This window comes from Nevskia soli DSM 19509 (genome assembly GCF_000711955.1).
Classification (GTDB): Bacteria; Pseudomonadota; Gammaproteobacteria; order Nevskiales; family Nevskiaceae; genus Nevskia; species Nevskia soli.
Genome location: NZ_JONR01000024.1, coordinates 56888 through 81890 on the forward strand (window position 1 = coordinate 56888; position 25003 = coordinate 81890).

23 protein-coding genes are annotated in these 25003 nt (G+C 59.5%); 11 read left to right on the forward strand and 12 right to left on the reverse strand.

The features are described 5' to 3' along the window. The first annotated feature begins 48 nt into the window (after positions 1-48). The 3 genes from BP26_RS0113600 to BP26_RS29530 all read left to right on the forward strand — a co-directional run bounded on the left by BP26_RS0113600 (position 49) and on the right by BP26_RS29530 (position 1752). On the forward strand, positions 49-789 hold the full coding sequence (locus tag BP26_RS0113600; protein WP_169740709.1) for a Crp/Fnr family transcriptional regulator: 741 nt from the start codon (positions 49-51) through the stop codon (positions 787-789). Positions 790-796: 7 nt separating this feature from the next. Next, positions 797-1378, forward strand: a complete 582-nt coding sequence (locus BP26_RS0113605; protein WP_029921130.1) for a hypothetical protein — start codon at positions 797-799, stop codon at positions 1376-1378. A 77-nt stretch (positions 1379-1455) separates the two neighbouring features. Continuing rightward, on the forward strand, positions 1456-1752 hold the full coding sequence (locus tag BP26_RS29530) for a hypothetical protein (protein WP_157572524.1): 297 nt from the start codon (positions 1456-1458) through the stop codon (positions 1750-1752). A gap of 170 nt (positions 1753-1922) precedes the next feature. Here the strand turns inward: BP26_RS29530 and BP26_RS0113610 are convergent, their stop codons facing one another. From BP26_RS0113610 to BP26_RS0113625, 4 genes are all read right to left on the reverse strand, one after another. Then, the gene (locus BP26_RS0113610) at positions 1923-2120 is read right to left on the reverse strand and encodes a YgaP family membrane protein (RefSeq protein WP_029921131.1); all 198 of its coding nucleotides are present in this window, start codon (positions 2118-2120) and stop codon (positions 1923-1925) included. Positions 2121-2230: 110 nt separating this feature from the next. Then, positions 2231-3514, reverse strand: a complete 1284-nt coding sequence (locus BP26_RS0113615; protein WP_169740710.1) for a ShlB/FhaC/HecB family hemolysin secretion/activation protein — start codon at positions 3512-3514, stop codon at positions 2231-2233. Positions 3515-3756: 242 nt separating this feature from the next. Further along, positions 3757-5343 carry an oleate hydratase gene (locus tag BP26_RS0113620; RefSeq protein ID WP_029921133.1) on the reverse strand — a complete coding sequence of 529 codons (1587 nt, stop codon included), beginning with the start codon at positions 5341-5343 and terminating at the stop codon, positions 3757-3759. A gap of 265 nt (positions 5344-5608) precedes the next feature. Further along, positions 5609-5992, reverse strand: a complete 384-nt coding sequence (locus tag BP26_RS0113625; RefSeq protein WP_029921134.1) for a group I truncated hemoglobin — start codon at positions 5990-5992, stop codon at positions 5609-5611. A gap of 628 nt (positions 5993-6620) precedes the next feature. Between BP26_RS0113625 and BP26_RS0113635 the strand changes: the two genes are divergently transcribed. Both BP26_RS0113635 and BP26_RS0113640 read left to right on the forward strand, forming a co-directional pair. Then, on the forward strand, positions 6621-7418 hold the full coding sequence (locus BP26_RS0113635) for a hypothetical protein (protein WP_029921136.1): 798 nt from the start codon (positions 6621-6623) through the stop codon (positions 7416-7418). A 98-nt stretch (positions 7419-7516) separates the two neighbouring features. Beyond that, positions 7517-7909 (forward strand): hypothetical protein, encoded by a 393-nt coding sequence (locus BP26_RS0113640; protein WP_029921137.1) that lies wholly within the window; start codon positions 7517-7519, stop codon positions 7907-7909. Positions 7910-8046: 137 nt separating this feature from the next. Here the strand turns inward: BP26_RS0113640 and BP26_RS0113645 are convergent, their stop codons facing one another. Both BP26_RS0113645 and BP26_RS0113650 read right to left on the reverse strand, forming a co-directional pair. Further along, the gene (locus tag BP26_RS0113645) at positions 8047-8994 is read right to left on the reverse strand and encodes a CHAD domain-containing protein (protein WP_084183080.1); all 948 of its coding nucleotides are present in this window, start codon (positions 8992-8994) and stop codon (positions 8047-8049) included. Between the two features lie 43 nt (positions 8995-9037). Continuing rightward, positions 9038-9307 carry a hypothetical protein gene (locus BP26_RS0113650; RefSeq protein WP_029921139.1) on the reverse strand — a complete coding sequence of 90 codons (270 nt, stop codon included), beginning with the start codon at positions 9305-9307 and terminating at the stop codon, positions 9038-9040. 188 nt (positions 9308-9495) lie between these two features. Here BP26_RS0113650 and BP26_RS29535 point away from each other — a divergent pair, with 188 nt between their 5' ends. Further along, positions 9496-9669, forward strand: a complete 174-nt coding sequence (locus tag BP26_RS29535; protein ID WP_157572526.1) for a hypothetical protein — start codon at positions 9496-9498, stop codon at positions 9667-9669. After that, positions 9666-10601 (forward strand): RNA polymerase sigma factor RpoH, encoded by a 936-nt coding sequence (gene rpoH, locus BP26_RS0113660; RefSeq protein ID WP_245611800.1) that lies wholly within the window; start codon positions 9666-9668, stop codon positions 10599-10601. The genes BP26_RS29535 and rpoH overlap by 4 nt, the downstream gene beginning before the upstream one ends. 88 nt (positions 10602-10689) lie before the next feature. Here the strand turns inward: rpoH and BP26_RS0113665 are convergent, their stop codons facing one another. Beyond that, on the reverse strand, positions 10690-11892 hold the full coding sequence (locus BP26_RS0113665) for a fatty acid desaturase (protein ID WP_084183089.1): 1203 nt from the start codon (positions 11890-11892) through the stop codon (positions 10690-10692). A gap of 121 nt (positions 11893-12013) precedes the next feature. Here BP26_RS0113665 and BP26_RS0113670 point away from each other — a divergent pair, with 121 nt between their 5' ends. From BP26_RS0113670 to BP26_RS0113680, 3 genes are all read left to right on the forward strand, one after another. Beyond that, positions 12014-13012: a universal stress protein gene (locus BP26_RS0113670; RefSeq protein WP_029921142.1), complete on the forward strand. Its 999-nt coding sequence runs from the start codon at positions 12014-12016 to the stop codon at positions 13010-13012. A 154-nt stretch (positions 13013-13166) separates the two neighbouring features. Further along, complete coding sequence (locus BP26_RS0113675; protein ID WP_084183081.1) at positions 13167-13907, forward strand: Crp/Fnr family transcriptional regulator; 741 nt, start codon at positions 13167-13169, stop codon at positions 13905-13907. An 84-nt stretch (positions 13908-13991) separates the two neighbouring features. Further along, entirely contained in the window at positions 13992-15659 is a 1668-nt protein-coding gene (locus BP26_RS0113680) for a SulP family inorganic anion transporter (RefSeq protein WP_029921144.1), read from the forward strand. A 57-nt stretch (positions 15660-15716) separates the two neighbouring features. On the opposite strand, the gene BP26_RS0113685 is transcribed toward BP26_RS0113680, so the two are convergent. Both BP26_RS0113685 and BP26_RS0113690 read right to left on the reverse strand, forming a co-directional pair. Then, positions 15717-16661 (reverse strand): histone deacetylase family protein, encoded by a 945-nt coding sequence (locus BP26_RS0113685; protein ID WP_029921145.1) that lies wholly within the window; start codon positions 16659-16661, stop codon positions 15717-15719. Positions 16662-16809: 148 nt separating this feature from the next. Further along, positions 16810-19518, reverse strand: coding sequence for a sensor domain-containing protein (locus tag BP26_RS0113690; RefSeq protein WP_051748958.1), 2709 nt, complete (start codon positions 19516-19518; stop codon positions 16810-16812). A gap of 357 nt (positions 19519-19875) precedes the next feature. Here BP26_RS0113690 and BP26_RS27660 point away from each other — a divergent pair, with 357 nt between their 5' ends. Beyond that, a complete protein-coding gene (locus tag BP26_RS27660) occupies positions 19876-22455 on the forward strand; it encodes an EAL domain-containing protein (protein WP_169740711.1) in 2580 nt (859 codons plus the stop codon). 52 nt (positions 22456-22507) lie between these two features. On the opposite strand, the gene hemN is transcribed toward BP26_RS27660, so the two are convergent. Genes hemN through BP26_RS0113710 form a run of 3 tightly spaced genes read right to left on the reverse strand, consistent with a single transcriptional unit; the run spans position 22508 to position 24967 of the window. Continuing rightward, positions 22508-23926, reverse strand: coding sequence for an oxygen-independent coproporphyrinogen III oxidase (gene hemN / locus BP26_RS0113700; protein WP_029921148.1), 1419 nt, complete (start codon positions 23924-23926; stop codon positions 22508-22510). Next, the gene (locus tag BP26_RS0113705) at positions 23923-24615 is read right to left on the reverse strand and encodes a sulfite exporter TauE/SafE family protein (protein ID WP_029921149.1); all 693 of its coding nucleotides are present in this window, start codon (positions 24613-24615) and stop codon (positions 23923-23925) included. Before BP26_RS0113705 ends, hemN begins: the two co-directional genes overlap by 4 nt. Before the next feature lie 7 nt (positions 24616-24622). Then, the gene (locus BP26_RS0113710) at positions 24623-24967 is read right to left on the reverse strand and encodes a TraR/DksA family transcriptional regulator (protein WP_029921150.1); all 345 of its coding nucleotides are present in this window, start codon (positions 24965-24967) and stop codon (positions 24623-24625) included. Between the last annotated feature and the right edge of the window lie 36 nt (positions 24968-25003).

A 25003-nucleotide genomic window follows, 5' to 3' on the forward strand; every position in this document is an offset into this window, starting at 1 on the left:
GACGGGTGCGCGGGCGCAATCTATCTTTCATCAACGGGAGGAATCGCAATGGCTTTCGACGGCGCACCGGCAGTACTGAACACCGATTGTCACCTTTGTCCGGTCCGGACCTGTATGGCCCGACGCGGCAGCGAGCAACAGACCACCGCATGGGGCGATATGCTGGCTCCCCGAATAGCGGTGATGCCTGGTGCCAGCGGCCTCTACCGTTGTGGCGATCGCCTGCGCTCCTTATTCACCGTCCGTGGAGGCTGCATCAAGACCTACACGGTCGATGCCGAAGGTAATGAACATATCCGTGGCTTTTATCTTCCCGGCGACTTGGTGGGGCTCGATGCCATCGGTGATGGGACCTGTCTGTCCACGGCCGCCGCGGTGGTTCCGTCCCAGGTGTGTGTCGCGCCGATGTCCGATCTGCGCCAGTTGATGCTGAGTCAGCCCGAATTGGCCCAGCGCATGGTCGAGCAGACCAGCCGGGAGTTGGCATTGTCCCTGGCAATTTCCGGTGACTTCACGGCTGAACAGCGGGTTACGGCCTTCCTGCTCAATATGCGGGAGCGCATGGGAGGGGGGGCGGTTCTGCGGCTGCCGATGGCGCAGCGCGACGTTGGCAACTATCTGCGCCTGGCCACGGAAACCGTATGCCGCACGCTCAAGATCCTGGAACGTCGCGGCTGGTTGGCGCTGGGCGAACGGAGCGTACGGTTCGTCGATGACGCCAGGTTGAGGGAGACCGCCGAGCCCGTCGGGATCGGGCGGGTTGCCGTTCACCTGGCAAAGGCAGCGTAAGGCACCCATGGCGTTGTCGAACGCCGAGAAAGCAGAGCGCGGAGACGTCCCCAGACTGGAAATCCATCTTCGCACCATTGATCAGCTGTTCAATTCCCTGGATCCCGCGCCATTCCACGAGCGGGATCTGGATGCGGACGCCGAAGAATTCCTGGTCAGCTGGGCCGCGGAGTTGCCGCGTCACCAATCCCTGCACTTGGTCCTGCACCTTGAGAACGAGCCGGATACCCGGCACTCCGTTGCCTGGGTCGCGGATGCGATTCGCCACTATTTCGACGGACGCGCCAACATGACTTTGCAGCGCCTACGCCGTTTGCTGCGCAAGGGGCGCATCACACTGGCCATCGGTATGCTGTTTCTATTTACCTGCCTGCTCTTGGCGCAAGGCCTGGCCGGGATAGGGTCCGAGAGCCTCTGGCGTGGTGCGTTGAAGGAGAGCCTGGGAATTGGGGGGTGGGTCGCGATGTGGCAGCCCTTGCAGATCTATCTCTACGACTGGTGGCCGATCCGCGAGCAATACTCGCTATATCGCCGGATGGCCACGATGTCGGTGGAGATTGCACAAATGCGCCCGCTCAAGACGGCTTGACCCAGGTCAAATCACGGGAAAGTGGGGCGGCATTAACATCGCGTTGAAGAAATCTTCCTATTTCAGAAGAACCGGCCGTGCAACCGATCGGCTTTTGGGCATCGATGTTTACTGCAGGAGCGGCGTTTTCCCTGGCTTTCCTGGCGGTTGACGTCGGGGCCGATACGTCGCATTTGCCAGTCGCAAGGCAATGCGGAAGTATTACCTTCATCAGCGGCGGAATCGGTACGGAAGAATCAGAGGCCTTGAAAAATGAGGCGCCTAACCACAGCCTTGCGCTATTATTTTCGATTCGAATAGGCACGCGATCTGCGTACAACGCCAACGTTCACGTTACCATTCTGGCCCCCAGGAACAACCAGTTCTGGACGTAATTTCCGACGACCATATTTTTTGGCTGATCTTCCGGCCGGTCGGTATGTGATCGCCGCAAGCTCGGGATCGGTCACCAAGAAGCAGGCGATCACCATTCATCCCGGAGAGCATCGCTTCCTGGGATTCGAATGGGCGGAAGACAGCCCCTGAACCGGCGTCGCCAGGCCTCTCAGGCCTTGAACTCCGACTTCGCGGAAATCGTCGATATCTTCAGTGCCGAGTAGAGGGGGCAGATCCGGACCAGACCAGTCAGGAGGGGGATCACGCCAAGCCAACCCCAAGGGCCGATTCGACCAAAAACCGTTCCAAGTATCAGTGCCAAGCCGATTGAAACACGTACTATCCGATCAATATTGCCAACGTTCATGTCGTTCTCAAGTGCAAGGCTGAATCTCATGATCGCGGGCCCGGACGCTCCAGACATTGACGGAGATCAAGTCGATCGGTACGCGGCGTAGATCGATCCGTTTTGCACTCTCAACGATTCTGGTTGACCGAGCCCAAAAACGGCCTGATGCCGTGGCTGTCGACAAGAGGCAGGGCTGCGCCGATTTCGATTTCGGTGTTGATCAACCAGTTGATGCGGATGCGGACACCAAGCCCGATCGAGGCCAGCATCGGCCGGCCCTGCAGATGACCCGGATCCGGGTAGGCAGAGCCGGCCTCCAGGATGACCAGCAAGCGGGCCCAATCCCGGCCCACAGGCCGAAGATAGGCCGCTCCGAGATAGTAGCCTGCGTCGCCTTCCAGGAATCCGGAGGAGTAGCCGCGTAAAGAGCGTAACCCTCCCAGCGTGAAGAAGTTATGCTGCCGCCCGGGGGCTCCGCCCATATATTCGCTCGCGGCCGCCAACCATTCGATATTCTGATGAGGCGTTTCTCCGACCAGCCAATCGCGTCGGTAAGACAGGGAGAGGCTCGACGCTGAATATGTCGACGCCACTCCATCCAGCACCCATTGCAGGGTGCCGCGAAAACGCTGGCCCTCTTCGCTATAAATCAGGTATTTGAGATCGTCATAGGCGACGGAAACGATGGGTCCCGTGCCGATGCTGATCGGTCCGGGCGCATATTGGCCGCTGGGCGCGTCACGTACCCAGGAAAGCCCGGCCGAAACGTTCCAGCCTTTGCTGGGATGCTCGCGGGATAACGCGTAAGAGCCCAGGATTTGAGCCGTATCGATCGACTCGTGATACGGCCGCCCCTGATCATCCAGGGAGTCCTGACTGGTGACGCCGGCGGATCCTGATAACCCGAAGCGGCTGTCGCCGATGAAGGGCACGCTGTAGCCCGCCTGGATGGATCGTTCGCCAGAGCGGCCTGGTTCGCGGTAGGTCCTGCTCATGGCCTGGATGTTCAGTGTATGGTTCAAGCCCCACACGTTGTTCCACCGTAACTGTCCACCATAGCCGTACTCGCCGCCGGAATTGCCGTCGACTCTTGGCACGGGCAGAATGCGCCACTTTTCGTGGACGGTGAACCTTACCCGCACGCCATCCCCGGAGGGGGTAGTGGACACCTCGACCGCCCGGAACAAACCCAGATCCTGAATGGCCTGCCGGCTTCGTTCGATCAGTTGAGGGTCGGCGGGTCCACCGACCCGGATGGACAATTCCCGCATCATCGTCACTGGCTGGGTAACTTCGTTGCCGGAGAAATCTATGGCGGAGATTAGTGGCCAGGATCCAGCATGCGCGATATTACCTGCGAAAAGCAGGCAGGCCAGAAGAACGATCGATGAGAACCACCCTGCCTGGTGCACAGAGCGATTCGCGGCCGAAATGAATCGTGCCGCTCGCCTGGGCGGGTGATTACATCTCATGGAACTATCCAGTGGCATGCCGCGGCATCACAGTAATTGTGTGATTGCAGCTTAGGCGGTGCGGTACGGCACCGCTTTGATGCACATCAATTGGTCACGGTATGGCGTTTCGCATCGTTATCCACGCTGGAGCACAGCGGAAGCGACTCCGCGGCCCGTGATTGAAGCGTGCATCAGCGGCCTCAGGTCACCAAAGTCGCCAGGCTGGCCAAGGCCACTTTCGGATCGGACATGCCATGGTAGATTTCGGGAATTCTGTTCTCGAGTCCGAGCAAGCCATAGACGGCATGCATTGCGGTTCGTACTGAGTATTCGACGGTGAATACCACGTCTTCCGGTATTTCCACATATTGCCCCAGCAATGCGAAATTTTCGGAACAATGCGGAATGACCGGCGGGCGGTCGATGGCGCCGCGAGGCGCGAACTCGCTGGTTATGTAGGGCATCATCACCGGGATGACGCTGGTCGTCCGGCGAACCTGGTCGAGGATGTCCTCGAAGCCGAGTTGATGTATCAGCTCTGTCAGGATGTCCTGCCCCGAAGCTTCTGCCATGGTCTTGTCGACGTAATCTCCCTTTTTGTCCACAAATAGTCCATATCCCCAGATGGTATGGACATTATCTGGTTGCCCGGTGAAGTGCGGGGCGTGCGGCACCACGATGGACATCAGCCAGCTCGAGTCCTTGAAAGTCATCAAGCCACCGGTACCGGGTGCATTCGACGAATAGCTGTGGAGGCGCTGGATGAGCAGCGGATCGCAGATAGTGAGTGTGAAGGATTCCCACTTGCTCTCGTCGACGTTGCCGCAGAAGGCGGCAGGGCAGCCCAGGCCGGGGGCCTTGCGGGCCATGTTCTCCCACAGGCTCCAGGCACCGTCTTGCTTGTCCCGGATGAGTTCGGGCGGATGCTGATCGTCGCCCAGGCGCGCGTCGGCGGTCATCGAGCCGATGGTGATTAACGCGATATCGTCTTCCGTCACAACGAAGGATGTCGGCTCCCCGTTGCGCACTGCCTGGAGGCGGCTGATGCGGCGTCCGACGAAGCTTTCCTCGAAATCGACGTCCACAACCTTTACGCCATATTCGAAACTGACGCCTTGGCCCTTCAACCAGGCCTCGATCGGACGAACTACGGAGTCATACTGGTTCAGCGGAGTCCGTCGGACACCGGCCAGGGTATGGATGCGCGGGAATTCCTGCAGGAAGCGCAACATATAGCGCCGCAACTCGATAGCGCTGTGCCAGTTCTGGAAAGCGAAGGTAGTACGCCACATGGCCCAGAAATTGGTTCCGAAGAAATGCTCCGAGAAATATTCGTCAATGCGTTTGCCGCTGAGCACACGCTCCGGGCTGGCCAACAGGCGCACGATCTGGGTCCGGTCCTGCAAGTTGAATCCAAGGTCACTCGAATCCAGGATCCGGTGGTGGCGATCAATCAGCCTGGCCCGGGCCTCGGAGCGCCACTCGGTATTAAAGTCCCAGATCTCCTCCTTGACTGAACGCGAGGCGTTCTGCAGGGAGGGAATCGACTCCAGGATATTCCAGAGGCAAACATAGGTTTCCTCGGTCAGCATGCGGCCGCCGCGAGTGACGTAGCCCTTTGTGGGGTCGCCGGAACCATCCAGTGCGCCACCGGCTACCGAGAGTTCTTCCAGGATGCGGATGTTCCTCCCTTCCATGCTGCCATCCCGGATCAGCAGCACGGCCGCGGATAGGGAGGCGATGCCGCCGCCGACAATATAGGCGGCGCCTTGCTTTTTTGTGGACATGGATTTCCTCTGCATCTGAACGATGGGTTTGCATTGCGGCCTTGCGACTTTAGTATGGCTACGTTGCCCGCTATGGCATTGACCTGAGTCAACGTGGGAATGTGCTAGCGAGCCTCTGTTCAATCCCATACCCCGCCGCGGTTTGCCCTTTGACGCAGGGCTGCGCTACTCGCTCCTCATGTGCAATCAAGCATACTTCGTCGCTCGCGCCTTGCCAGGCACAAAATAGGGGCAACGGCAGGGTATGGGATTGAACAGAAGTCCCCTAGGGTACGGGATCGACGCCTTTGGTCACGATGTCGTTGGCATGGACATCCAGCCGGAAAATGACGTCGTAACACTCCTGCTCGGAGAGTTTGTAATCCGCCAGCGCCGCGAAAAGGTGTTGGGTGAAACGCTGGTAATTGGCCAGCGATATCTTGAGATGGCTGTGGGCGCGGCGAATGGGACTGCCTTCGTAGTGCACCGGCCCACCCAGAGCGGCGGATAAAAACTCGACCTGCATACGCTTGAGTTTCTCCATATTGGCATCGGCAAAGAAAGGTTTTAATTCCGGGTCCTTCAGAACCCGACCGTAGAATTGCTCCACCAAGCTGGGCATTGCGTCGGCACCGCCGATGCGCTCAAAAAGCGATTGAACTTGCGTCATCGTGATCCATCCTGGGTAAGGCCGGAAAGGCTTGTTCGAAAGGCTACCCTGGCAACCAGGGTGGCGAAATGATGTACATCATTGAGGCCGTGATTGATGAACGGCCTAATGGCATCTTGCATATAGACGACCAAGCTTGGCATGTCTCTTCGCCGAATCGTCGTCTTCAAGGACATCCGGATTCGCGGGGAGCGCATCTACGTAACCCCTTGGCCGATGCCTACGTCATTTCGCCCGGGAAAATCTCTCGTTTCGACATACACTTGCTTCGTGGGAAGGGCGCCCGGATCACCGCCCCCTCAATGGCGATACCCACCCTGGTCTACCGCAGGTTTTTCGGAGCCCACGGCGTGAAAGCCGCTTTGCGGAATCCGGCCAGTGGGGACCATATTCCTGGGCGGGGTGGAAGACAGCAGTGAGCATCAGCGCCATGTCTGGTTGACTCGTTTGCGCTCGTTCGGGACGGCCGGAAACCTGAAGCGGGGAGTGCAAGAATCCGGTCTGCGGAACTGGACCTCCGGGCTCGAGCCCCATCATTTGATCCAGATCAAGGCGCCATTGCTTGTTACGGACAAAACTTGAATATCAGAAGTTTTGTTCAATAGTCCCGTGAATCGTTGGAGCAACCATGTTCGACAGAAAGTTCCTGGCCAGGTCACTCGCAGTCCTGTTTCTGCTGGCTGGAGTCACCCTGACCCGGACGTGGGCCGGTCCGCCGTCCGCCAAAGCGGGTCCGGCGGCGCCGTCCTCGGAGCAGATTGCTCAGCTTCAATCCGGTGTTCGAAGCCTGCTGGACCAACTCCAGGAGATCGACGAACTGCATGATGAAGGACAGCGCCGTGTCCTGATTGCACGTCACTGGCAGGCGGTCCAGACCTATATGCGCAGCATCCGCGATTTGCGGCCACCCGAGGCGACCTCGTATGCCAGCCCCATGCTGTTCGGATCTGCCGCGGAGTGCCGCCTGCCGGCGACCGTCACCACTGATGGGTATGTATCCAGGATGCGGGATACCCTGTGGCTAACCCGGGAGCACCTTGCCGATGCATATTCTGCCAAGGACCCAGCCCTGCGGCTGCGCATCTTCGACGATCTGTCCCGTAGCGCATATCAGTCGATGCAGCTGGTTCGCGTGTTCGGCTGGATGAATGGTAGTGCGGTGCCCATCGCGCTGGAACACGCACCGGTTCCGGAGTCCGCTTCGGAGCCGGCATACCTGGTGCGCCGCTATTGCGGGCAGTGCCACGCGCCGCCTCCGACGGCGCTGCACAGCGCCAATGAATGGTCGACTGTGACATCGAAGATGTCCGATCACATCCGGGTTGCGAACTCCATGAATCCTCAGGAGATCGAGCGGCCGGATCCAAAGGAATTGAGTCTGATCGTCACTTATCTTGAAGCTCATGGCTGTGAGACGAAAGACTGAGAGCGAAAGGGTAGCTGGCATGCAGCACAAACTGTACGCACCACGGTCTACGGACCCAATGCATTGTTGATTCGCTGAGCGAAGTGAAAGAGGCAGACATGTTTCCGATCGATCAGATTCCGTTGCCCGTTCAATTGTACGTGCCGCTGGTTACAGCGTGCTTGTTGGGAGCGACCGCCACCGGCTTGTTGCTGATGATGCTTCACGATCAAAGGATCTGGGAGGTTCTGCGCCGTAAAAGCCTCGGACGCCGTCTGCGCGGATTGCGAATGAACCGGATGATCGGTCTGCGCGGTATCAGCCGCGAACTCTATATCCGGCTGACACCGATCGTGGTGCTGCGAAAGGACATGGATACCTGCCGTAAGTGCCTGCGCAAAAGCCGTTGCGATACCTCTTATATCGTGGGCATGGAATCCGACCCCGCGCTATCCTATTGTCCGAACACTCCCTCGCTGGATCGGGCATGGGGAAAGTGGCGTCGCCAGTAGCGCCAGCTGTCTCGAGTCTTGGAGCGCGTGGTTTTCATTTCCATACCTTACGATTTGGCAGACCTGTAACCCGGCATAGCGGCCTGCACTTCGCTCGAAAACGGCACACCATGGGACGAGACTGGGTTGAAGAACGCTCAGTTAGGCGGCAAGAGGGCGCCCCTTGTTTCCGTTATCGCATGCGCACGAGAAGGGGGTATCCAGAAACGTTTTATCTTGTGGAACAGCTTCCATTCCATTTCTAGCAGTCGCTCGTATCGACGCTGCCGTAACTTCAGCACCTTGCGCTGGATTTTGGCGCGACGCCGTACCGATTTTTCCTGGCTTTTGACCAACCGCTTGATCCTGCGACGACCGACTTCAGCATCGTGGACTTCACCCAGGGCCTGCTGCAGAGAATAGGCCTGAAAAGCGAGGGTATCCGCGCTGCCGCCGAAACTTTCACGAAGCACCTCGCAGGCATAGCGCAAGCGTTTGACGGATTTTCGCAGACTATGCAGCCCCTCCGGATCAAGGGTCTCACAGGCATGCGCGCGCTTGCGAATCGCCTTGAAAGCATGCTCCAGCATTCCAGCCAGGTCACGCTGCACTCCAGAATCGATTCCTTCCATGGAGTGCGTGCCAAGAGTTGCCAGACGGCATAATTTGTCCTGCAGAAGGGCGCATCGCTCGGTGCGAACCGCCGCGGCTATGTTGTCCGCGGCTCTTTTGCGGCTGACCCGGGCCAGAGACAAAAGTTTGCGAAGTGCCTTATCGCCGTGGCCACTCGGATTCCAGATCTTGCGATCGCTCAGCAGCACGTCCCAGTCCCGGACATCGGCAGAGCGCTTCTTCAGCCAACGCAGATCCTCCAGTAGCGCCGAGCCTGTTTCGGCAGGGATCCGATCGAGGCGGACCTCCAGGATGGTGATGAGCTTGACCAGATTGATCCGCAAGTCATGGATCGCTTCCGGGCAAGCCTCACTCCTTACTGCATCGATATTTTGGTCGACATGCCTCGCCAGTCTGGTAGTCACTATAACGACGTACAAGGCATGTTCCGGCGCGGATTCGTAAGTTTTCGATCTGTCTACGGTTGAGGACATTGTCACGGCACGTACCTCCCGGCGGCGCCGGACTGAATCCGTCTCAGATTTTCATGGCATGCTTGAGCTCGGTATAGCCGTTGCGAATCGTCTCCAGCAGGATCTGCGCTGCAACCTCGATTTGGGGCAGGGCGTGATCCGCCGCCACTTCCGCCCGGCCGATATGTTCGCGCAAAGTATCCATCTTGGCTTCCAATTCGTTCCACCGATCCTTCAAATCGGCTTCCAGCAAAGCAGTACGTAGCGCGAGCTCGTCGCGCAGCATGCAGAGTGCGGTGAAGTTATTGTCGAGTGCGGTCGAGATGCGGGACATGGAGAACTCCTGTGGATGAGGCTTCAGTTTCCATCTGTCGAGCACTTAGTGCCTTGATCTGCATCAACCGCGTGCTTTGACACAGATCAAGGACGGCGGCTCTCGCCGGTCCGACACTAATCAATATAGCCATTGCGTATCGCGATGGCGCGGATGATCGGTTTTGTAGCGACCCACGGGAGCGAGCAATGTCACATTACCTGAAGAAGCAACAGCAGGTTCTGGACCGGGTGCTGGCGGAAAAGGCCGGCCACACAGGAACTTCGCGCGGCGGACTTTCCGAAGCCTCGTTGATGCAGCTCAAGCTGGGTGGCATGCGCGAAAAGGCGAAACCCATGGTTGCGAGAAGGAAGAAGAAATGAACGAGGTAGCGCTCAACACGTCGAACGGGAAAAGCCGCGCCAGGAAGAGGGCGTCCAGGGCGCCGGCGACAAAGACCGCGATGCAGTCACTGCCGCTACTGTCCGCAGGGAGTATCGAGGCTTACATGCAGTCGGTCGGTGCGATCCCGGTGCTCAATGCCAACGAGGAATTCGAACTGGCCTCACGCGTACGTGCCCGGCGGGATCCCGAGGCGGCACAGAAGCTGATCCTTTCAAATCTGCGCTTCGTCATCTATATCGCCTGCAGTTATCAGGGTTATGGCCTGCCATTGAGCGATCTGATCCAGGAGGGGAACATAGGACTGATTAAGGCTGTCGAGCGCTTCGACCCCAACGTTGGCGTGCGCCTGATTTCGTTTGCGGTGTACCGCATCAGGGCCGAAATACACGATTTCATCTTCGGCAACTGGAGAATCGTGAAACTTGGTACAACAAAAGCACAGCGCAAGCTGTTTTTCAATCTGCGAAAATACTCCAATGAGATCGGTTGGCTCAACCGTAAAGAAGTCGAAGCCGTCGCCAAGGATCTCGATGTGAAGCCTGAGGAGGTCTTGGAGATGGAGGCCAGAATGGGGGGAGCCGACGCCGCCATCATTTCCACGGCGGAGCCGCAGCGCGGGTGCATAGCCGAAGATGGAATTCGGGACGAGTACAGTTCAATCGATGCCCTGGAACAGACGGAATGGATTGCCTACCGTGGCGCGCAAGCGAACGCCGCACTGCAGAAGCTTGACGCCAGATCGCGCGACATTGTGGAGCGACGGCTGCTGAAGGAGGACAAGGCGTGCGGGCTCGAGGAACTGGCAAGCGAATACGGGGTATCCGCCGAAAGAATTCGGCAGATTCAGGTCCGCGCCCTCCAGCGGCTCCGCTCATTCATCGATCGCCCAGAGGTCGCGATCGCCGCCTAAGCGAAGCTACCGGCGGACCGAGGCAGTTCCGCAGTGTGGAAGCCGTCGTCGCATCCGATCATGCTCCATCGCCTCCTGGTCGGAGACGTCAGCTGGTGCGATGGCCGGAAAAGTCCGTCCAGCACCCGAGTGAATAATCGAACAGCTTGCAGCGCCTCGCCGTATCGAAGTACCAACGCCAGGAAAACATCTGGACGACAATCCGTCCGGGCATCCTGGCTTCCAGGATCGACTGTGCCTGCTTCAGGCGATAGAGCGGGATTGTCATATCCACGTGATGGGCGGTGTGCTGCATGATGTGGTGCAGTACAGAATCCATGTCGATACCAAAGTTCGGTTTGAACACCAAGTGAACCGTCGTGGACACGAACGGCTGCGCTTTCGCCCAACTCGCCTTATCTCCATACCAGGCAATGGCGGGGTGGGTGTGGTGTACGTAGACGACGAAGCCGATGAATGCGTTCCAGACCAGAAAAGGGATGACAAAGCCAGCCAGCACCGTCATGGTTGGGGACTGACCGGAATAGAGGGCGGCGGCGATCAACCCTCCGATCCAGGCTATTGCGGCACCGCTGACCAGAAGGCCATCCAGGATGAATATCCGCCGGCGCGCGGGCATGTACTGGCGGCTCGGAAAATACATGCGCTTCCACCAGATCTCGATCAGGTAATACAGCCAGGGCGCCAACCCACTGCGATAGAAACGTTCCAAGCCACGACGCCAGGGCGGCATCGCAGCGTACTCCTTGAGGGTGGACGGGTGCCATACCATGTCGAAGTCCCGCAGGTTGGTATATCCATGGTGGACCACGTTATGGCCAATGTCCCAGAGGCTATAAGGCGTCAACGAGGGCAGAAAGACCAGCCTTCCAAGCCAGGCATTGACCCGTCGATGCGGAGTGAAGCTCTGATGGCAGGCATCATGACCCAGGATGAACAGTCTGGCGATAACCAATCCTGCAAGGGTGCCAAACAGGACCTTCAGAGCGGTGGCTTGTACCGAAACCGTCGCGACAATTGACAGGACGAACAGGCCAAGATCCAGCACTACCAGACCAAGGGCCAAGGCGGTATTCCGGCCAGATACGGCGCGCAGCCAAGTGCGGATGATCTTCCGGTGTGGGATGGCGTCGACCACCGCGGGGGAGGGGGGGGACGGCATGTTTGAACTCAAGGTTTGGCTCCGATCTATTGCTGGATCCGGAGGCGCCTGGCGGCTGCCTGATCTTGCCGGCTCCACCGAAACCGTATCTTCGATCGCCAAAAGTCGTGCGACATTGATCTGCGTCATTGCGAATACGGTAGCCGGCCCGGGCCCGGTTTCTGCTGCGCCACGGGACTTGAGGTACATCAATTACGCCATAGGCGCCGACACCTAGATTGATTGCACGCCGTAGTCATGAGGAAACAACATGCCACAAGCTCCGAACATTCTGTACATTGTCTTGCCCGAAGGCGAACGTACCGCCGGGCTGCGCAGGGCGGTGGAATTGGCGCGACGCACGAAGGGGCGGCTGCACCTTTGCTCCTTCGTTCACGATGGCCTGATCGAGGTTGCGACTGTCCGCTCCAATGCTGATATTGCGTATCGGGCCCGTCGCGACTTCGTTTCCGAGCATATGGACAAGCTACGTACGCTGGCAGTGGAGCTCGCCGATGGACGATTCGAAGTGGAATGCGAAGCCATTTGGGCGCCGGTGCCGCATGAGGCCATTCTGACCAAGGCTATCGAGATCAGGGCGGACTACGTGGTCAAGAATGTGCACCACGAGCCGGCGATTCGCCGCATGTTTTTCAGTCCGCTGGATTTCCGGCTCGCTAGGTTGTTGCCGTGTGCCCTGATGCTGGTGGGCCCAAACGCACCCGCTTGCCCGGAGCGCATCTTGGCCGCCGTGGATGTTCTGGCTGACGATGGTGTTTCGGACGAGTCGCTCAATTCCCGTGTGATGCAGGTAGCGACGGCTGTGGCGGAATACACCGATGCGAGGCTCGACCTGGTTTCGGTTGCGCCCTATCTTCCGATGAATCCCCGTAGCGCCATTTACACGACGGCTGCTTACGACGAGACGATCATCAGGCACGTGAAGGCCTTCCACGCCTTCGTCGACCGTCACCAGATCCCCAACGACCGCTGCCATCGGCTGGTGGGCTTGCCGGCCCAGTGCATTGCGGATCTGGTGGAACGCCACAAGGTCGATATGGTCGTGGTGGGCAATATCTACCGGAATGCCTGGGAACGCATGTTGCTGGGCAGCACGGCGGAAGCCCTGGCGCAGGATTTGCCATGCGACCTCCTCGTGGTCAAGCAGCGGCAGTTTTTTGATACCCTTGCGCAGCACCTGGATCTGGCTCGCATCGGTGCCGAGGTTCGGCGCGAGCAACCCGACCTGATGCGGGGCGAATTCGCCTGAGCAGCCGTTGAATGGGCCTGCTGGGAGAAAGCCGGCTTTGAGGTCGCGGGCGGCGGTCAATACGTACTTTCCGCAGTCGGACTTCGGAAAGTGCGGATGGTGTAGCGGTTCGGCCGGGCGCAATCTGGTTACACCAAACGGGGAGTAACCAGCCATGCCATTCGACGCCGCACCCACCGCTACCAAGATCGACTGCCTGATTTGCCCGATTCAGTCCTGCCTTGCCCGGCGGGGCAGTTCTGAGCAAGCCGCTGCTTTTGGCGACATGCTGGCCCCTCGTATTGCCCTGATGCCGGGACGAGGGGCCTTGTACCGCGGAGGTGACCGCCTGCGCTCGGTGTATTCCGTTCGCGGGGGCTGCATCAAGGCTTCCACCTACGACAGCGACGGCAACGAGCGTATCCGTGGGTTTTACCTGCCCGGCGATCTGATCGGACTGGATGCCCTTGGCGATGGCGTGTGCCTGGCTACCGCCGCCGCCGTTGTTCCCTCGCAGGTCTGCGTCGCCCCGATTTCCGAACTGCGCCAGCTGATGTCGCGCAGCCCCGAAGTGGCACAGCGCATCATGGAGCAGACCAGCCGCGAACTGGCTTTGGCCTTGGCCTTATCCGGTGACTACACCGCAGAACAACGTCTGGTGGCCTTCCTGCTCCAGATGCGCGACCGTATGGAAAGCGGCTCCGTGGTGCGCCTGCCAATGGCGCAGCGTGACATTGGCAGCTACCTGCGCCTGGCCACGGAAACGGTGTGCCGCACGCTCAAAGGTCTGGAACGCCGTGGCTGGGTGTCCCTGGGGGATCGCAGCGTCCGGATTCTGAATGAAGTCAAACTGCGCCAGATTGCCGAACCGGTCGGTCTGCTGCACGCCCAGGAGCCGGTGCCGCACGCCGCCTGAACGCCCTCAACGCGTACGGTCGTCGAGGGCTGGGATCAGCACCAGCCCTTGGTATCGCGCCCCCATCCGGACACAACAGCCAGCATGATTGCCGTAGTCGATGCCGCCAGATCGGGGTTGTTTCGCCGCGAACAATGGCTGCCCAATATCATCGCCGGTGTCGTTGTGGGAGTCGTGGCACTGCCGCTGGCCATGGCGTTTGCCATCGCCTCCGGTGTCAAGCCCGAACAGGGCATCTATACTGCCATCATCGCAGGTGCGATCGTATCCGCGTTCGGTGGTAGCCGCGTACAGATTGCCGGTCCAACCGGTGCATTCGTGGTCATTCTGGCCGGTGTCACAGCCCGCTATGGTGTGGAGGGGCTGCTGCTGGCCTCTCTAATGGCCGGAGTGATCCTCATTGCCATGGGCGCTGCCAAGCTCGGTGGAGTCATCCGCTACATTCCGGCTCCGGTAATCGCAGGATTCACTGCCGGCATCGGAGTGATCATCTGGGTGGGGCAGTGGAAGGAATTCTTCGGCCTGCCTGCGCCGCAGGGAGCGCATTTCCACCTGAAGCTCTGGCATCTGCTGCAGTCCTTGCCCAGCGCCCATCCTGCCACGTCGGCGCTGGCGATCCTCAGCTTGGCCGCCTGCATCTTCGGCCCGCGCCTGCCCGGCCTGGGCCGCGTTCCCGGGCCCCTGATCGCGATGGTGCTGGCAACCGTGCTTCACGCCATGTTCAGCTTCGAGGGAGTTGAGACCATCGGCAGCGCCTTCGGCGGCATTCCCAAGGGGCTGCCGATGCCACATCTTCCGCTGTTTTCCTTCGCCCAATTGGAGACGCTGCTGCCTTCGGCTTTTGCCATTGCCATGCTCGGGGCGATCGAATCGCTGCTTTCCGCGGTGGTCGCAGACGGCATGTCGGGCACCCGCCATGATTCCAACCAGGAACTGATCGGCCAGGGTATCGCAAACGTCATCGCGCCATTGTTCGGTGGCTTTGCGGCCACCGGCGCTATCGCGCGAACCGCCACCAATGTACGCAACGGCGGAACCGGCCCCCTGGCCGGACTATTCCATGCTGTTACTCTCGCCGCGATCGTCCTCTTGTTGGCACCGCTTGCCGCACGCATCCCGCTATGCGCCCTCTCGGCCATCCTCTTCGTGGTAGCCTGGAACATGAGTGATGTGCGGCATTTCATCCGCATGGCCCGAACCGCACCGAAAGCAGATACCGTTATTCTACTGACCACTTTTCTGCTTACCGTATTTACCGACCTCGTTGTGGCCGTCAATGTCGGAGTCGTCCTCGCAATCGTGCAGTTCCTGCGCAGGATGGCCGCCTCGGTCGAGGTGCTGCGCGTCGACGATCGAACGCTGGCGTCGGAACTAGGGGAAGCCGGCGGTCATAACCTGCCGAGTGGAATACAGGTATTCTCAATCGATGGGCCGCTCTTCTTCGGAGCGGTTGAAAGCCTGGAAAAAGTCCTCAGGCAGACGCATTCGGATCCGCAATATCTGGTGATCCGGCTGGGGCGCGTGCCGTTCATCGACGCCACCGGGCTGCAGGCGCTGGAAGGAACGGTTGGCGCCCTGGAGCAGCGCGGGGTCCGGGTTGTTTTCTGTGAAGCAAGCGGGCGTGTGCTCGGCAAGCTCATCCGCGCGGGAATCGTCGGTCAGCATGCCGGCGATCGACGATACAGCAGGGACTTGGCGCACGCCGCCGCCAGTTGCCGGCAGGCGCAGCCATTGGCGCAGGCGGCAGCCTGACTGCGGATGCCGCGGTTCCGGATCAACGTGCCTGTTGTTTTTCCTGAGTAAGCCTGATCACAACGGCATGTCGCCAGTCAGGAATGGCTGGAGGAATCGTTCGACACTACGTGCCAAGGCATGCGGGGTATAACCGCCCTCCAGAGTCGCCACGATGCGGCCCGGACAGTAGGTTTCGGCCAGTGACTGAATCCGCGCGGCGATCCACGAATAGTCGTCGTAACCGAACCGCAGATCACCCATCGGATCCTCCGCGTGAGCGTCGAAACCGGCAGACACGAGAATGATCTGCGGCCGCTGGTCGACCAGTGCCGGTATCCAGCGCTCCTCGACGGCTTTGCGGAATTCAGTACTCCCGGCCAATGGCGGCAAGGCGACGTCCACGAGATTTTCAGTGTCCGCGCACCCGCTCCAATAGGGATACAAGGGATGTTGATAAGTAGAATAGAGTTTGACGCGCCGGTCATTCTGGAAAATGTCCGCCGTTCCGTTGCCGTAGTGCAGGTCGAAATCCAGGATGGCCACCCGTTTCAGGCCGCGGGCGAGGGCATGAGCCGCCGCCACGGCTATATTATTGAAAAAGCAAAATCCCATTGCCTGATCGCGCGTGGCGTGGTGCCCGGGCGGACGCACCGCGCAGAACGCCAGTCCGTACTGGTCGGACAGGACCAGATCGACCGCCTGCACGGCGGCACCCGCTGCGCGGAGAGCGGCCTCGGCAGTTTCCGCGGTCTGGATGGTATCCGGATCCACGTGAATGGGCAGGCTTGCCGCCTCGGCTCCTAGTATCCTTTGCACGTATTCTGCTGCATGCACGCGCGTCAGCTGCTCAATCGTTGCGCGGGGCGCTTCGTACTGTTGCATGAAGTCCAGCAGGCCACCGCTGCGCAGGCGATCGCCGATTGCTCGCAGGCGCTCCGGGCACTCCGGATGGCCTTCACCCATGTCGTGCAGGTTGCATGCCGGATGGGTGATCCACGCAACGGGCCGGAAGGGAATCAAGGAAACCTCTCTTGGGTATTGGGGTGCTTTATCATTTTCCCGCTAATCCATGGTCTTTCCAATGATACAGGTCAACCCCGGCGTGGAGATCCGCCTGCTGTCGGGACTAGGTGCGCGACGGTCATGATGAATTGAATATCCATCGCCTTCACGCCGCCGAGACCAGCGGGGCTCGCTGACGCTGCAACAGGCGGGCAAACTCCTCCGCCGGCAATGGACGGCTGAATAGATACCCTTGACCCATTCCGCACTCTTCCTTGATCAGGAAATCCTGTTGCGCGCGTGTCTCCACGCCCTCAGCCAGAACCTCCAGCTTCAAATTGCGCGCTAGTGAAATGATCGCCGCGGTGATCTGCCGGTCGGCTTCGTCGTCCAATACATCTCGCACGAACTGGCGATCCACCTTCAGCTTGTCGATCGGAAAATGCTTCAGGTAGGCAAGAGACGAATATCCCGTGCCGAAATCATCGATGGCGATGCGCAGTCCGAGTTCCTTGAGCTTGCCGAGTTTCTGCGTCGCTTCGGTCGCATCCTCCATCAAGGCGCCTTCGGTGATTTCCAGTTCCACGTAATGTGCCGCCACTCCAGTCGCCGCCAGCGATCCGGCAATGCGCTCGACAATATCGGAACGGCGAAACTGATGCGGGCTGAGGTTCATGGCCATCAGTTCGATTTCATAGCCCGCGTCGAGCCAGGTGCGCAGCTGCATACACGCAGTGCGCAATACCCAATCTCCCAGGGGAACGATCAGGCCGGTTTCTTCCGCGATCGGAATGAATATCCCGGGTGGAATCAACTCCCCTCCCGGGGGCATCCAGCGGACCAGTGCTTCGGCGCCGTGAATCCGCCCCGTCTTGAGCTCGACCAGGGGTTGGTAGTGCAGCACGAATTCGCCGCGCTCCAGACCCCGTCGAAGATTCGCCTCGGTTTCCAGGCGGCGCAGCGCGATCTTGGTCAACCCGCTTTCAAAAAAGCGGTAAGTACCTCGCCCGTTGGCCTTGGCTTGGTAGAGTGCCGCGTCTGCATTCTGGATCAGGTGATCTGGGTTGTCTGCATCGGACGGAAATACGCTGATGCCGATACTGCATCCAACGCAAGCCTCCTTTTCGCCGATCAAGCTGAAAGGCGCGCTAAGGGAGTTGATCAGCGCTTGTGCCAGCTTGGCCGCGTCTGAAGGCGCGCCGATCCCCTCCATCAGGACAGCGAATTCATCCCCTCCCATTCGTACGAGTACATCCACTTGACGCAGAGTCTCGAGAAGCCGCTGCGATACCTGTTTCAGAAGTTCATCGCCTGCGGGATGACCGAAGCTGTCGTTGACGTTCTTGAAGCGGTCGAGGTCCAAGAACAGAACCGCGCCGAGGGTGCCGGCTCGCCGGACCCGCCCAATGGCCTGCTCGGTGCGTTCCAGAAGCACGGTGCGATTCGGCAGCCCGGTCAGGGCATCATGACTGGCCAGATAGCGCAGGCGTTCTTCCGACTCCTTCAATCGAGAAATGTCGCTGAACGATCCGACATAGTTCACGACTGCGCCGCCGGCATCCTTTACGGCGCTGATGGTGAGCCATTCCGGGTAGACCTGCCCCGATTTACGTCTGTTCCATATCTCACCTTGCCAGTAACCGTACTTTTCAATGATCTCCCACATGTTTTGGTAGAAAGCTTTGTCTTGCCGTCCCGATTGCATGATCCGCATGGACTTACCCCGCACCTCATCTTCGACATAGCCGGAAATGCGGCAAAACGCCGGGTTGACCTGGAGGATGCATCTCGACGCATCGGCGATGACCACGCCTTCCTGTGTGTTGGAGAACACCGAAGCGGCTTGGCGCAGCCGCTGCTCCTGCAGCTTCCGGTCGGTAATATCGTAAAGGAATCCGTGCCAGATGACGGAACCATCCGACTCGTTTTCCGGAACGGATCGACCTTCGATCCAGAGCTCTCCGCGCTCCGGATGGCTCACACGGAATTCTGATTGCCACAAGTGCCCCGTACGTGCAGATTCAGCGATGTCTGCTTTTACTTGTGGCAAATCCTCGGCATGGATGCGGGCAAATGCCGTACTGGCGTCATGCAGCACCTCTTTCGGTGAGATACCGCATACATCCTGCAGCTTGGGTGAGGCAAACGGCATGGAGCTTGTGCCATCGGGTTTCATACGGAAGCTATAAATGGCGCCAGGCAGGGTTTCGGCGATTTTCCCGATATATTCCTGCAGGTTGACGCGTTGCTGCAGCGATTCCTCCGCCGCTTTCAGGGCCGAAATGTCCTGGACGATTACCACGCAATATTCGAGATCGCCATCAGGGTCGCGAACGGCCGAGACACTGGCACTCGCCCAAAGAAAGTGATTACCTGCTCCGCGATAGCGCAGGTCCAGCCGGCCGTGATCGACTCGCCCCTCCCGCAGCGCCTCCAGCAACGCCATGCAGGCTGGAAGGTCCTCGACGTGGGTGTTGTCGGCAAAGGTACGCGTCAACAATTCCTGCCTGCTGAGACCTACCATTTCGCACAAGCGCCGGTTGACGCGAAGCCATCTTCCCTCTTTCGACATTTCGGCGATGCCGATCGATGCTTCCTCGAACAATACTTTCGTGCGCGAGTCCGTTGAGTGCAGATACTTCCGCCGCGGCGGCAAGTCAGTGGCCAGGATCCGATTCGTAATACGGCTCAGCATCAGGAGCAGGCAACCGGTAGCCGTGAATGTCAGCGTCGCGGTTATGGCGATCACAAGCGGATTCCAGGCCGGTGGGGCGGCGACTCCGAATTGCGAGATGGCCAACAGGCCAAGTATCAGGCCAAGCCCGTAGAGGATTTTTTTGCATCGGATATAGCTTTTTCGATCTATAAATCTCATTGCTCCGGTCCCGGTATCTGTAATGCAGTGCCCCTGAGACCGAGATGAACTGGCGCTACGTGGCCGGGAATCGACCACTGCACGACATGCTTCTGTGCTCCGTCGGCAATAGGCATCGAGGAGCCCCCTTATGACGTCTTTATCGCACCAATGCGGTGCGATGACATTGATCCATATCAAAGTGGACGGCGTCCCGGCTGACGGTCCTGTCCGCCAAGACAGCCGGGTAGTGACCGATTAGCGGTGTACACATACCGTTCACCGGAATATGACGGTATGTTTGACCCCCATCATAAGGTTTCCTCTTTAGGGGCCAACAAGGTGGTACGGTTGTTCCGATGGCCTATGGATACCGTGATGGATAAGAAATACAAGTTTGCCGACATCGCTCCTGATTTGAACGCAATCAAGGGGGAGCACGAGCAACTTTCCATGTTTGTGCAGTGCATCAAGGATGCCAAGCGCCGGCATGCATCACCGGATTACCTTCAGGTCTGCCTGACGCAGATGCTGGAGTTTGCGCGGGCGCATATCCAGGACGAAGAGGCAGTGATGGCCGCAGTGTCCTATCCCGATATCAGCGCGCACCGGGCTTCCCATGAGCAGATTCTCCACAGCCTGACCGATGCCGCCTCCGATATCGGGCAGAGTGCGGACCAGGATCTGGTGACCTTGGAAGACCTGCTTGACGACTGGATCGAGGGTCACTTCAAGGGCCCCGATCTGAGGTTCCAGGATTACCTCGTGGATTTTCACTTGCGACGCATGCGTTCGTCGGCGATCGGCGAGATCCAGGACGATCCTTCGTTGCAACTGGAGCGGGAACGATTCCGCGCCATCGTTGAAGCGTCGCCCAATGCGATTCTCGTTGTGGATTCCGCCGGAATCATCTGCGTCGTCAACTCACAAGTGGAAAGGCTATTCGGCTATGAGCGCAACGAGCTGCTTGGCAAGGCATTGGAAATGCTGGTGCCGGCGAGAATACGCTCCCGGCATACCCAGACCAGATCGACGTATTTTGCATCCCCGGAAGTCCGCTCCATGGGGGCAGGGCGCGATCTGTTCGGTTTGCGCAAGGATGGTGTCGAGGTGCCCATCGAAATCGGCCTGAGCCCGTTACAGACCGCCGGAGAGCGATTTGTGCTGGCCAGCATCATCGATATTTCCAAACGGAAAGAACTCGACACCCTGGTGCGGGAGGCCCATGCTGATGCACTGCGCGACTCGATCCTCAAAAGTCTGCCGTCCAGCGTGATTGCGACGGATACTGAAGGCCAGATCGTGGCGGTGAACCCCGCCGCTGAACGCCTGCTTGGATACGGTAGGGAGGAGCTGATCGGACAGCCGGTGCTGATGTTGCATGACAAAGCGGAATTGCAGCGGCGCGCGACGGATATTTCCAGGGTTTACGGGAATGCGGCGATAGATTTCCATGCTTTCATCGAAGCGGGAAGCGCGGATTCGTCCGATGGCCGCGAATGGATCTATTGCCGCAAGGACGGGACGCCGGTTCCGGTCCAGATCGCACTGACGACCTTGCGTGACCCAACCGACCAGATCAGCGGATTCCTCGCAGTCGCCAATGACATCACCGAGCGCAAGCGTGCCGAAGCGTCCATCCGCTACATGGCGGATCACGATGCACTCACCGGCTTGCCGAACCGCAATCTGCTGATTGATCGCCTTGGCATGGCAATGCGCCAAGCCACGCGCAGTCAGACCCAGGTTGCATTGCTATTGCTGGATCTCGATCAGTTCAAACAGGTGAATGACTCTCTCGGCCATCATATCGGTGACGAATTGCTGCTAGCCGTGGCCCGGCGCATTTTGGCGCAGGTCAGGTCGGTCGACACCGTTGCGCGCCTGGGTGGAGACGAGTTCGTTGTCGTGGTGACCGACGTTACGTCCAAGGATGAGCTGCACGACCTGGTCGGGCAAATCAGCAAGGCCGTGTCGATGCCATTGACGCTGGATCGTTACGAGCTTCACGTTACTCCAAGTATCGGCGGCTGCGTGTTTCCGCAGGACGGCGAGGACGCCGGAACCCTGCTTAAAAAGGCGGATGTGGCGATGTACCGCGTCAAGGCCAGTGGCCGCGGCAGCTTCAAATGGTTTACCGAATCGATGATGCTGGAGTCGCAGGAAAAACTGCTGATCGGAAATTCCATGCGCCATGCACTCGATCGGGGCGAGTTCGCACTCTGTTTCCAGCCGAAAATCTCGTTGACGACGGGGCGCATCATCGGCAGCGAGGCCTTGTTGCGCTGGCGTAACGATAGAGATGAAAACATCCTGCCCACGCGTTTTGTGCCAATCGCGGAAGACACGGGACTGATTGTGCCCTTGGGTGAATGGGTGCTGGAAACAGCATGCCGGCACTGCGTCGACATGCAGAAGCAAATGCAGCGGCCTTTGGCCGTGGCGGTCAACGTGTCGTCGCGTCAATTCACCGAGAAGAACTGGTTGCAGTTCGTTATACGCACCCTGTCTGAATGCGGCCTGCGGCCGGAAGATCTGGAACTCGAAATAACCGAAAGCATCCTGATGCAGAATACCGAAGAGGCAGCGGCTTTGTTGGGCGCATTCCGCGACCGGGGAATCCGGATCGTGGTGGACGATTTCGGGACGGGGTATTCCAGCCTCTCGTATCTCACCCGGTTCCCCATCGACAAGATCAAGATCGACCGATCGTTTGTGCGCGACCTGGTGACCGATGCCAAGGATGCCGCGGTGGTCAATGCGATCATCGCCATGTCCAAGAAACTGGATATCGAAGTCGTGGCCGAGGGTGTGGAAACAGCGGATCAGCAGCAGTACCTGATTGCGCAAGCTTGCGACGAAGCGCAAGGCTTCTATTATTCGAAAGGCCTGCCGATCGGCGACCTGATGCGGGACTTTGCAGCAATCGAGGAAGCGGTGCGGCTTCCGTCCCATTAGGAGGTACGGAGCCCGCAGATGAAGGTGGTCGCGCTATTTACCGCGGTTTTCCTCAGATGACTTTGGAATATTGTGGAGTATTCGACGCCGTCGCCGCCATTCCGGGGCGCAGGTACGCATCGAAAGGCATGGCAACCGCGCGAAGCAGGTAGCGTCCGGCTGCCGTAACCCTCATTCCTCCGGGGGCGAGTTCCACCAGACCATCATCGGCGAGAGCGGCAAGCTGTTCCAGTTCCGGCTCGAAATACCGGCTGAAGTCCAAGCCGTGGGCTGCTTCGATGCTCCTGTAGTCCAGCTGTCCGCCGCACATGATTGTGCTGATGACGTCACGACGGATTTGGTCGTCGGGTGACAACGTGATGCCTCGGTCGATAGGTAAGCGGTCGCTGTCCACGGAATCGTAGTAGCTCTTCAGCGTCCGGCTATTCTGGCTGTAACTGTCGCCCAGCCGGCTGATGGCACTCATCCCCAGTCCCAACAGGTCGAGTCCGCCCCTTGTCGAATAACCCTGGAAATTCCGTTGCAGGGTGCCGGATCGCAGGGCTCCAGCAAGCTCGTCGGTCGGCAGGGCAAAGTGGTCCATGCCGATATGCTGATAGCCTGCTTTCAGCAGGCGGTCGGTGGTCAAGAGCAGCAGCTCCAGCTTGGCTCCCGCGTCCGGCAGATCTTCCAGACGGATCTGCCGCTGTGGAACCAGCCGGTCCGGCATGTGCGCGTAGCTGTAGGCGGAGATACGGTCGGGCCGCAAGGCTACGACCTGCTCCAGGGTGCGGCTGAACGATTTGCCGGTCTGCAGCGGCAGGCCATAGATGAGGTCCACCGACAATGAGCCGAAGCCCACGTTCCTCGCTGCATCCATCAGGTCACTGACCTGCGCTGGCGTTTGCAGGCGATTGACCGCACGCTGGACGTTTGGATCGAAATCCTGGATGCCGAAACTCGCCCGGTTGAAGCCCAGTGTAGCCAGATGTCGCAGCGTCTGTGCGTCGACCGTGCGGGGGTCGATTTCGATGGAAAATTCCCGGCCAGCATCAGCGCTCAACCTGAAATGCCGGTGCAGTGCATCGAATATCCTCTGCAACTGCGTTGCCGACAGAAATGTCGGCGTCCCTCCGCCGAAGTGCAACTGCGTTACCTCCCGGGAAGGCGGGAACAACCGGGCTTGCATTTCGACTTCGCGGACAAGGCGGGCAACGTAGGCGTCGGCATGCCCGGTCTTGCGCGTGATCACCTTGGTGCAGGCGCAGTAGTAACAGGGGCTGGCGCAAAAAGGGATGTGAACGTAAAGGGAAAGCGGCGAGTGCCGGGAAGCGATACTGCAGCGGTCGGCGGCGTCGGTATGAGCCTGCGCACCGAATGTCACGCTGAACTGCGGCGCGGTCGGATAGGACGTATAGCGGGGGCCATGCCCGTCGTATTTGCGAATCAGGGCGACATCGGGGAGCGGGGATGTTTGCGGATCATGGTTCATGAGACAGCCCCCAGCGCCGTGCGGCACCAGCCTGGAACCGTACCGGAAGACATCAGTATCGTGGCGGCCAGACCGGCACAGCCGAAGGCGATCATCCAGTAACCTGCGATGCGCCGGGAGCGGTTGGGAGCGCTACGGTTCAAGCTGGCCCAGGCCGCGGCGACCAGCATGGGTGTGCCGCCGAGGGCGAATGCAGCCATCAGGATTCCTCCGCCAGCGGCGGAGCCGGTGAAAGCGGCGAGCAGCAACACCGAATAAAGTATGCCGCAGGGCAGCGCAGCCCATAGCATGCCCCGCAGCAGCATCGAGATTCGGGGCGGAAGGTAGGATAGGTGTTCCGGTGCCGGAGGCCGGCAACATGCGGCTGCCGGCCTCGCGCCGAAGACATAGCGCAAGCCGATCAGCACCAGGATCAGTGCTGCGGCTCCTTGCAGGACGTTGCCTATCATGGGGTCCGGCAGATGCCGGAGCATGGCCTGGCCCAGACCACCGGCCACAGTCCCCAGTGCCGAGTAGCCTGCCAGGCGCCCCCCATACAGCCAGGCCATCGCCGAGCGCGGCGGCAGGGCGCGTACGCTGCGCAGTTGGTGCACGCCGAGCGCCCCGCACATGAGGGTGCAATGAGCGCTGGAAACCACGCCGGCGACGAACAGAGCCGGTGCGCTCAACACCGAGCCGGGAATCCACATACGCGTTTCAGGCAGCCCGCTGAGCGCTTGCCGCGCAACCGGAGCACTGCGTTGCTTCGGGAACAGCCTGCAAGCGGCTGGGCTTGATCGGCTCACCGCAGCTTTCGCATAAGCCGTAAGTGCCATCCTGAATGCGGGAAAGGGCGTGCCGCGTCTGCGAGATTTCCACCTGGGTGGTAACGGCAAGGCGGTCCAGCACTTCATCGTTCTCGCGCTCCGTGGCGCGGTCCTCGGAATCTGCGGAGAGTGGACGTTGCCGATGCTGTCGGCTGCGTTCGATGCTGGCGGCACGCTGACTCAGATCCTGCAGGCGCGTCGTCAAGCATGCCTGGGCATATTCAAGCGGGGTCATTGGCGGTTCTCCTTTGGTTGGCGGCACCCCGCTAGT